Below are 8,497 nucleotides of genomic sequence, written 5' to 3' on the forward strand. Positions count from 1 at the left end.
GACGCGGCGCGAACGCGGGAGACCAGTGCATCCACCACCGTTCGGGATGCGCCAGTTGACCAGGATTGGGTACAAGACTCACTCCTGCTCACTGAATAGGAACGGTTCACCGCCAGGTCAGGCCCTGCTCCCCCGGCGCGAGGCGCTGAGAACCGGGTCGCCCGTTCGGGGACGTTGTCAACTTGTTCGGGGTGGGGGTATCGAGGGCGTGGTGGGCCGGGTTCGGCACCGTTCAGCAGCTGACGCTCGTGCTGGACGTCGCGGCTGCCGGGGCAGTGCACGCGCCAATCGCCGCGTGCCACGGTGTGCAGCCCGCCTTCGTGATGACGCTGGCACTCGACGGGGTCTGCACGCTCGCACTCATCGTGCTCACCTCGGCACGGGGCGCGTGCACAGGCCGCGGGTCCGACGAGCGCGGTCGTTTCGCAGCCGCGGGCTCAGCGGTCGAATGACGCCTCGCAGGCCCCGCCACAGCGCTCTCGGGGAGCTCCTGAGCTGGTTCGTCGGAACTCGGCGATCGCGGTCAGGGAGTTGTGCCCGGCACTGGACATCGCGCACACCCTGTGGGGCTCGGAAAGTCATCGCTGCAGCTCAAGCGGCGTATCTGTACTCGTTGACGACTCCGCCGAGGACGCGGGTGCGTAGGAGCCTCTGCGTGTGGGGGTCGTGCCCGACAGCGGGCTGGTCCTGAGCCTCGGGCGGTCGTTGGTCTCGGGCCCGGTGCGGTCGATGCTTGTTGTAGTGGTGCTGGTACTCGGCAAGGACCTGTCGGGCGTGGGCCTCGTTCATGATCAGAACGTGGTCGAGTGCCTCCCGGCGGATCGGACCGATCACGCCCTCGCAGTGGGCGTTCATCCGCGGCGCCTGCGGCGCGCTGAGCAGTACCTCCATCTCCTCCACTTCGAAGACGGCGTCGAAGGAGCTGGTGTACTTGCTGTCGCGGTCGCGAAGGGCGAAGCGCAGGGACTCGACGCGGGCGCCGAGATCCGCGGCGAGGTTGCGGGCCTGCTGGGTCGCCCACTGTGCGGTGGGGTGGGCGGTGACACCGGTGATGTGGAGTCTGCGGGTACCGTGCTCGAGGAACCCCAGCGCGTACAGGCGTCTGCCGGTCACGGTGTCCACGTGGAAGAAGTCCGCAGCGATGATCCCCTCCGCCTGCAGGGTGAGGAACTCTCGCCAGCTCGGACCGGAGCGACGCGGGGCCGGGACGATGCCGGCAGCATGCAGGACCTGCCACACAGTTGATGACGCGATCGGGTGCCCCAGCCGGGCCAGCTCGCCCTGGATCCGGCGATGCCCCCACCGCGGATTGTCATGCGCCAGGCGCAGGACCAGCTTCTTGAGCGCGGCAGCGGTGGGCGGTCCACCGGTGCGTCGGCGTCGGCGGGAGTAGTCCCACTTTCTGGCGATCAACCTTCGGTGCCAGGCCAGTAGCGTCCCCGGCGTTACCGGAAAGACGTCGGCCCAACGGCGGCGCCGTATCAGCGACGACAGCGCGGCCAGCCAGAACCGGTCGGCTGGCTCGTAGCGGATCGGACTGGTGAGTTGCCGTCGCAGTACCGCGTTCTCGTGCCGCAGCACCAGCAGTTCAGTCCTTGGCGGTCTCACGGCGCAGCAGTACCGCCGGCACGGACAGCAGCGCTCGGGTGGCCCGGTACAGCAGCGAGGTGATCACCCGCGCAGCATCCCAGCCACCGCCGAGGGCTCCGCACGCACCCTCCCACCTGCAGCGATGACTTTGCGAGCCCCACAGGCGGTGATCCCCTTACGCCTCCTGCGTTTGGCCACTCTGCCGAAGCCACGCCACCAGTTGCTCCGCCAACTGGCTGTGCCCTCGACGCAGTCGCGCGACCACGATGCCGCGCGGAACTCCGGTGATGTCGGCTATCTCCTGTTCGGAGAAGCCCGCAACGTCGGCGAGGTGGACGGTGATCCGGACGGTGGGGGCAAGGAGGTTCATCGCATGGTGGGCCGGGTGATCGACCGGGGCGGACGCGCTGACGGAGGGGCGAGTCGGGGTGTCGAACCAGGCGTTGACCAGATCACGGTAGAGCCACAGCCGCACAGCGGCCCCGGGGTGAATCTGGCCGAAGTTGCGGAAAGCGCGCTCGAAGGTGCCCTGGACCAGGTCCTCGGCGGCGGCTTGGTCGGAGGTCATTTGCAGGGCGGCAGCGTAGAGGCGGTCAAGGTAGACCAGCGCCTCGCGCGTGAAGCGCCCGCCGTCCTCGGTAGCGTCGGGCATAGGCAGGGGCAGGGGCACCGTGCTCATGCGACTCACCTCGTTAATGGGGAGATGCGATCGATGATCGATCAAATTTTTCCGCTCTGGCAGGCATCCTGTCCAACACTCAACGGGCATCGATGCGATAGGCAGTGGCTATGACGGACGATAGGCGGGGTCGGGCCCATGATCGCGATCTATGGCTGGAGCGGCCCGCTCACCCAGGGTTGGCCGCGCCGAATGCACGGATTCCCTCCGCCAAAAAGGTCGAACGCCCGGTCGATCAGCTGCGGATGGTCTGCGGCGACGGCGGCGGGTTCGCCGACGATCAGCCGCCGCGCCGCAGTGACCACCACGGTGGTCACTGGGGCCAGTAGAAGTCGTTCACCTGGTTCCTCCGAGGATGCCCTGGCCTTCAGGCTGGGGAGGAATCGGACTCCTGCGGAGCAGGGCAGGCAACGAGGTTTCGCCTCCAGGGCGAAAGACCGTCCACGCGAGCGGGTAAGAGGCCGCGCAGATAGGCGACCGGTCGTGGCCGGGGTTGGGGACGGGTGTCCCAGCGGTGGCCGGTCCAGGCTTGGCGGATCAGACTACGGACGGTGATGATCGTGTCGGTGCGCTCGACCTGCCGCCGCTGGGTGGCTGGACCGGCGCCCTGGTTCCCTTCTGGACGATCCGGACTGACTGCCCCTCTGGCTAGCAGGGCGGCTCGGCGTTCGAGACATCGACGTCGCCGAAGAGTGCCAGCATTCGACCCAGCACCCGAACACAGGCGGCGACGTCCGTGTCGGTGAGGTCGCCAGCTGCCTGGCGCAGCAGGGCGTGCTCGCGGGCGGTTATGGCCGTGATCGTCGCGTGGCCGTCGTCGGTCAGTCGGATCAGCGAGGAACGCTGATGCCCGGGGTTTGGGATGCTCTCGACGAGCTTCCTTGCAGCGGCGTCATTGACCATCCGCTGCACGAACTGGCGGCTCAGCGACTGGGCTCGACTCATCTGGGGGACGGTCATCGGCCCGTGCTCGCGCAGCAGGTCCAGCACAGCGCGTACGCCAACGGAGAGACCTTGGGTGGCATCTAGATCGATCTTGCGCTGGACGCGACGGTAGAGCGGCCCGACGAGGGCGAAGACCTCCATCAGCCGTTCCGGGAGCTCTTCGGGGGAGAGGAGGCGGTCGGTCTTGGTCACCGAACCATGATGACACCTTGGTTGCCATATTGAACGACGACATGACACCTTGGTTGTCATGAATGAGACGTCGATCTCTGCCCCGGCCACCGCCTCCACGCCCATGTTCGACACCTTCGCATCAGAGGACGGCCTGCTCGCCTATCGCGACGCCGGCCCTCGCGACGGCCGGCCGGTGGTACTTCTACACAGCGGCTTCGCGGACCACACCCAGTTCGAGAACCTGTTCCCCGGCCTGGCCGTCGCAGGCTTCCGGGTCATCGCCCCGGACGCCCGAGGCCACGGCTTCTCCGCGAACGCGAGCAAGCCCTTCCGGCAGGCCGACGACCTTGCTGCGCTGATGCGGCACCTCGATTGCGGCACTCCGGCGGCCCTGGTCGGCGTCTCGATGGGCGGGCTCATCGCCATCGACACCGCGATCGAGTACCCCGAACTTGTCCGGGCTCTCGTCGTCAGCGGCCGCGGCATTGGCGAACCCGACCTCGGCGACCCGTGGTCTGCCGCGCACCAGGCGGCCCAGGTCAATGCCCTCGCCGCCGGCGACATCCCTGGCTGGCTGGAGAGCATCGCCCAGTGGGTACCGGGCCCCTCCCGCACGCTCGACGACATCGACCCCGAGATCGTGCGCCACATACGGGAGATGGCGATACGCACCCTCATGAAGCACACCCCGGACGAGCCAAACCACTGCGTTCCGGTCGAAGACGTGGCCTCTCGCGCCAAGGACATCACCGTCCCAGTCCTGGCCATCAACGGCGCCCTGGACACACGCGGTTGCCTCAACACCGTCACCGCCCTGATCGACGCCGTCCCCAACGGTCGCATCACGCAGTTGGACGGTGCCGCCCACTACACAACCATGGAGCAGCCGGAGGAATTCACCCGGATCCTCCTGGATTTCCTACGGGAGATATACGTCTCAGAGGGCTAGTGGTGATTTGTTGCCGCGCAGGCAGGCGACCGGTCATGGCCGGTGTCGGGGACGAGTATCCCAGCGGTGGGTGGTCCAGGCTCGGCGGATCAGACTCCGGACGGTGATGATCGTGTCGGCGAGGTCGAAGAAGACCTCGATGACGCTGATGCGCCGTTCGTAGCAGCGGGCGAGCCGGTGGAAGGCGTTCTGCCAGGCGTGGGTGCGCTCGACCTGCCACCGCTGGGTGGCCTGGACCGGCGCCCTGGTTCCCTTCTGGGCGATCCGGCCGTGCAGCCCGCGCTCGGCGAGCACGGTGCGGGACTTCGCCGAGTCGTAGCCGGCGTCGAGGTGCACGGTGATCTCATCAGGAAGGGGCCCAAGTTCGTACAGAAGATCCAGAGTTGGAGCCAGAGGTGGCGAGTCGTGGCAGTTGGCGCCGGCCAGGACGCGGCCGAGCGGGATGCCGTAGCCATCGGTCATGCCCGACCGTTTCAGGCCCTGCTTGCCCCGGTCGACTGGTGAACGTCCGGCCGCCTCGCCGCCGCCGGGGGCCTTGGTGATGGCGCCGTCCACGGCGATCTGGTCCAGGGCGAGACCGACGATGCGGTCGTAGGCGCCCAGTGCGATCTGCTTCAGTCGGGCGAACAGACCCAGGCGTATCCACTCGTCGCGGCGGTTGCGGATCGTGGTGGCCGAGCAGACGGAGTCCGCGATCGCCTCGTAGGAGCAGCCGAACCGCAGGACCTGCAGCAGCTTGTCGAAGACGATTCGGTCACTGATCCGGCGTCGGTGGCAGCCCAGCGGGTGGGTCGGATCGAACTCCGGGCGCTGCGGTAGCAGGGCGGCGAATTGGTCCCACAGTGGTTCGGTCAGCCATGATGGCAGCGCAGGCACAGGTCTCCCATGATCACAGAGCGTCGCAACTCCATGATCGCGGAACCTGTGCCTGTCCCGTCCGCAACCAGCCCCACCCGCGCCTATCTGCGCGGCCCCTAAGCTGCTCGGTGTGCGGTGCGAGAACCAAGCGCGCACACCGTGCTGAGCGAGAGCCAGGCTGGCACGGCAACTCCTTTGCTTGTAGTACCGAACCGGGCAGGTTCCGACCCGGCTGGTGTTGAGGGTGTAAGACCCGTAGGTCCGCTGGGCCCGCAGGCAGCCTGAGCCAGGAATCCCCCTGCTTCAACTGCGGAGGGAGGGTTCAAGGTGATGCCGGCTGGTGGGCGGCGGTGGCCGGCAGGGTCTCGCCCCGGCTACCGATGGTGTCCCGCCAGGTGGTGTAGGGCGGATCAAGACATCGGAATCCGCAGGCCAGAGACGATGGCTCCACCCAGCCGATTATCCAACTCGCCTTACCTGCAAGCTTCATGGGCCGCCGCCTCCAGACAGTTCGCCTGACCCTCGAACCGGAACGCGTCGCTCTTGATCCCCTACACCACGTCGCGGGACACGACCCGGCCACCCGCAGCTCGGGCTCATCGATCCGCGATGAACAGCCCTCCAGACGAGGAAACAAACAGCTCAAGCGGGCTTTCTTCCTTTCCGCTTTCGCCGCCCTGGGTGACCCAGCACCCCGGGCCTACTACGGCAAGAAGATCGCCCAGGGAAAGCACAACGCCCAAACCCTCCTCTGCCTCGCAAGACGCCGATCCGACGTGCTCTTCGCGATGCTCCGCGACGCCACCGTTCCGGCTCGCCTTCCTGCGGGACCAGCCGGGCCGTGGCGACGCTTTGTGCCAAGCGTGGGAACATCTTCCACTGCTCGGTCACTTTCGCCGCCGGTTCTGCCCCGGCCGGCCTCAGCCCACCGCCTTCTTGACAAGCGCGCTGATGCGCTCTTCGTCGGCCGCGGTCAGCTCCCTCACGGCGTAGGCGGTCGACCACATGGCGCCGTCGTCGAGTGCCGCCTGGTCGCTGAAGCCGAGCGTGGCATACCTCGACTTGAACTTCTCCGCGCTTTGGAAGTGGCAGACGACCTTGCCGTCTCTGGCGTATGCGGGCATCCCGTACCAGAGCTTGGGAGCGAGGTCCGGAGCGGCGGTCTTGATGATCTCGTGGATCCGCTCGGCGAGGACGCGGTCCGCCTCCGGCATCTCGGCGATCTTCGCGAGCACGTCCTGCTCCGCCGCCGCCTCTTTCTTCGTCCGGGACGAACCGCGCCGCGCCGCCGCCTTCTTCTCCTCGCGTGCGTGCTCCTTCATCGCGGCCCGCTCCTCGGCGGTGAATCCGTTGTACTTCTCGGTGGTCGTGCCGGAGTCCTCGGCGGGCGACTTCGTGGACGGCATGGCGAGGTTCCTCTCGTACAGGGTCAGGCGGGGCGGGAGTACGGGGGCCGGGAGTCAGGACGGTGTGGCAGCCTCCCAGGCGAACCCGTCCGGGTCGGTGAAGGTGTCGGCGGTGCTACCGAGGACGATGCAGTGCGAGCCGGTGCCGTCGGCGGGGACACCGAGGTCCTTGGCAAGGGCACGGCGCTTGTAAAGCGCCAGCTTGACGGGGCTGGACTGACCGGGGGCGAACTCGGCGTACTTGCCGCCGAAGCTCTTGGCCACGGTCAGGCCCCGGCCGACGTAGAACTGCTTGGTGGCCTTCACATCCTCGACGCCGAGCAGCAGGACGACCTCGTCGATCTCGCGGGTGGCGGGGCCGGTGTCCTTCTTCGCCGAGGTCGCGATCTTCCAGATCGTCCCGTCCGGGGCCTGGACGACGCCGCCGTAACCCCACAGCGACTTCGCGGCGGGCTTCAGCACCGTGGCGCCGGCGTCCACGGCGGCGCCGACGAAGTTGTCGACGGTGGCCGGCCCGGACACCGTGAGCGCCAGGGTGAAGCCGCGGAATCCCGTGGAGTTGGCCTGGGACGCCCGCAGGCGTATGTGCGTGTCCACGCCGAAGGCGCTGTAGAAGCGGCGGGCGGCCTCAGGGTCGGCCACCTCAAGGGTGACGGACGCGAGGGACGTGTTGGCTGCGGTGGAAGTGGTGGTCGCCATGACCATCACGTTATGGGCTGCGAGGCGGCCGGGGCTTCTCGATTCCTGACCGGTCTTGACACGTGCTTCGCCACGCACGCCGGCATCCCCTCCACCTTGATCGCCGACCCCGCATCGCGGGCCGTACCCGCTGCATCGGCATGGTCGGCCGCCGCATCCGCCGCCTGGCGCCGGAAGGCCCCGGGCTGGCGTTCCGACCAGCTCGGTGAAGCGGGTGGTGAACGTGCCCAGCGACGCGCAGCCGACCGCGAAGCAGACCTCGGTGACGCTGAGCACCGGTGCCGGCGAGGTCGACCGCTACCTCGCGCCCGGCGTGAACCTCACCGCCCTCTCCCCCGCCCCGTACACGGCGGTCTCCGTCGAGCAGATCTCCGCGGTCGAGGAGGCCGCGGCCGCCGAGAAGGTACCGGCCGACGGCACCACGGTGCGTGTCCTCGCCTCGGTGGAAGCCCGCAACGCCGGCGGTCGGTGGCCGCTGGTCTACGAGCTCACGCTCAAGGCCCGCTCGGGCCGGTGGGAAGTCGCCGCGCTTCAGTCCCGCACCGCTCAGGACAGGGGTGCCCGGTGAACACGGTGCACAGCCTGATGCTCGCCGGGCAGCTCAACGACCTCGGCAACTCGTGGATCAACATGTTCAAGCAGTGGGCGACCAAGGGCCTGCAGGCCGGTCTCGTCGTCCTCGTCGTCGTCATCATGATCCAGAAGTTCAGCCTCAGGGCCGGGATCGGCGCCCTGCTGCTGATGGTGATCGCGCTGGGGCTGTGCAACGCGCGCAACGACCTGGCGAACATGTTCGAGGACGAGGTGAAGAACCCGGCCAAGGGCGCACCCGCCGTCCCCGGCATCGTCCCATCCGAACTCCCAGCCTCCCGTGACCACGCGCCGGGCGCCGAAGGCCGGCTGTGACCGCAGCCGCAGCGCGGGTGGGCCGCTTCTACACCGCCGCCCGCCGCCACCCCTGGGTGCTGGGCAAGGTCGCCGACTGGAAGATCCCCCTCGGCCCCTACACCCCCGCGCAGATCGCCCTCGCCGTCGGCGGCGGCTTCCTCCTGATCAAGACCATCGGCTGGTGGTCGTGGACGGGGCCGGTCCCCATCATCGCGTGGGTCCTGGTCATCTGGATGGTGCGCCGGCCGAAGGTCCGGGGCCGGGCCCCGATGCAGGCCGCGTTGGGCTGGGTGCTGCTCGGCCGGCAGC

Annotated in this window: 11 protein-coding genes and 4 pseudogenes; 6 read left to right on the plus strand and 9 right to left on the minus strand. The window is 68.3% G+C overall.

Going from position 1 to position 8,497, the window contains the following annotated elements:
• Positions 1 to 191 precede the first annotated feature (191 nt).
• On the plus strand, positions 192 to 452 hold the full coding sequence (locus ACWDA7_RS47540; RefSeq protein WP_450613767.1) for a hypothetical protein: 261 nt from the start codon (positions 192 to 194) through the stop codon (positions 450 to 452).
• Between the two features lie 139 nt (positions 453 to 591).
• On the opposite strand, the gene ACWDA7_RS47545 is transcribed toward ACWDA7_RS47540, so the two are convergent.
• The 5 genes and pseudogenes from ACWDA7_RS47545 to ACWDA7_RS47565 all read right to left on the minus strand — a co-directional run bounded on the left by ACWDA7_RS47545 (position 592) and on the right by ACWDA7_RS47565 (position 3,355).
• On the minus strand, positions 592 to 1,608 hold the full coding sequence (locus ACWDA7_RS47545; RefSeq protein ID WP_450613769.1) for an integrase core domain-containing protein: 1,017 nt from the start codon (positions 1,606 to 1,608) through the stop codon (positions 592 to 594).
• A 157-nt stretch (positions 1,609 to 1,765) separates the two neighbouring features.
• Entirely contained in the window at positions 1,766 to 2,269 is a 504-nt protein-coding gene (locus ACWDA7_RS47550) for a sigma factor (protein WP_450613771.1), read from the minus strand.
• 149 nt (positions 2,270 to 2,418) lie between these two features.
• The gene (locus ACWDA7_RS47555) at positions 2,419 to 2,586 is read right to left on the minus strand and encodes a hypothetical protein (protein WP_450613773.1); all 168 of its coding nucleotides are present in this window, start codon (positions 2,584 to 2,586) and stop codon (positions 2,419 to 2,421) included.
• 167 nt (positions 2,587 to 2,753) lie between these two features.
• Positions 2,754 to 2,837, minus strand: a pseudogene (locus ACWDA7_RS47560) (IS5/IS1182 family transposase); the annotation flags it as partial.
• A gap of 80 nt (positions 2,838 to 2,917) precedes the next feature.
• Positions 2,918 to 3,355: a MarR family winged helix-turn-helix transcriptional regulator gene (locus ACWDA7_RS47565; protein WP_450613785.1), complete on the minus strand. Its 438-nt coding sequence runs from the start codon at positions 3,353 to 3,355 to the stop codon at positions 2,918 to 2,920.
• Positions 3,356 to 3,464: 109 nt separating this feature from the next.
• On the opposite strand from ACWDA7_RS47565, the gene ACWDA7_RS47570 reads away from it, so the two are divergent.
• Positions 3,465 to 4,337 (plus strand): alpha/beta fold hydrolase, encoded by an 873-nt coding sequence (locus ACWDA7_RS47570; RefSeq protein WP_450613775.1) that lies wholly within the window; start codon positions 3,465 to 3,467, stop codon positions 4,335 to 4,337.
• A gap of 33 nt (positions 4,338 to 4,370) precedes the next feature.
• On the opposite strand, the gene ACWDA7_RS47575 is transcribed toward ACWDA7_RS47570, so the two are convergent.
• Positions 4,371 to 5,213, minus strand: a complete 843-nt coding sequence (locus ACWDA7_RS47575) for an IS5 family transposase (RefSeq protein WP_450613777.1) — start codon at positions 5,211 to 5,213, stop codon at positions 4,371 to 4,373.
• Between the two features lie 545 nt (positions 5,214 to 5,758).
• On the opposite strand from ACWDA7_RS47575, the pseudogene ACWDA7_RS47580 reads away from it, so the two are divergent.
• Positions 5,759 to 6,001 (plus strand): annotated as a pseudogene (locus ACWDA7_RS47580) (transposase); the annotation flags it as partial.
• A gap of 114 nt (positions 6,002 to 6,115) precedes the next feature.
• Here the strand turns inward: ACWDA7_RS47580 and ACWDA7_RS47585 are convergent.
• From ACWDA7_RS47585 to ACWDA7_RS47595, 3 genes and pseudogenes are all read right to left on the minus strand, one after another.
• Positions 6,116 to 6,601, minus strand: coding sequence for an iron chaperone (locus ACWDA7_RS47585; protein WP_450613779.1), 486 nt, complete (start codon positions 6,599 to 6,601; stop codon positions 6,116 to 6,118).
• A gap of 54 nt (positions 6,602 to 6,655) precedes the next feature.
• Positions 6,656 to 7,306, minus strand: coding sequence for a glyoxalase (locus ACWDA7_RS47590; RefSeq protein WP_450613781.1), 651 nt, complete (start codon positions 7,304 to 7,306; stop codon positions 6,656 to 6,658).
• Positions 7,306 to 7,573 (minus strand): annotated as a pseudogene (locus ACWDA7_RS47595) (helix-turn-helix domain-containing protein); the annotation flags it as partial. The pseudogene ACWDA7_RS47595 and the gene ACWDA7_RS47590, both read right to left, overlap by 1 nt.
• Between ACWDA7_RS47595 and ACWDA7_RS47600 the strand changes: the two are divergent.
• From ACWDA7_RS47600 to ACWDA7_RS47610, 3 genes and pseudogenes are all read left to right on the plus strand, one after another.
• Positions 7,518 to 7,868 carry a hypothetical protein gene (locus ACWDA7_RS47600; RefSeq protein WP_450613787.1) on the plus strand — a complete coding sequence of 117 codons (351 nt, stop codon included), beginning with the start codon at positions 7,518 to 7,520 and terminating at the stop codon, positions 7,866 to 7,868. The pseudogene ACWDA7_RS47595 and the gene ACWDA7_RS47600 sit on opposite strands and share 56 nt — an antisense overlap.
• Complete coding sequence (locus ACWDA7_RS47605) at positions 7,865 to 8,206, plus strand: hypothetical protein (RefSeq protein WP_450613783.1); 342 nt, start codon at positions 7,865 to 7,867, stop codon at positions 8,204 to 8,206. The genes ACWDA7_RS47600 and ACWDA7_RS47605 overlap by 4 nt, the downstream gene beginning before the upstream one ends.
• A pseudogene (locus ACWDA7_RS47610) lies at positions 8,203 to 8,497 on the plus strand (hypothetical protein); the annotation flags it as partial. The gene ACWDA7_RS47605 and the pseudogene ACWDA7_RS47610, both read left to right, overlap by 4 nt.

This window comes from Streptomyces sp. NPDC001156, from assembly GCF_053598275.1.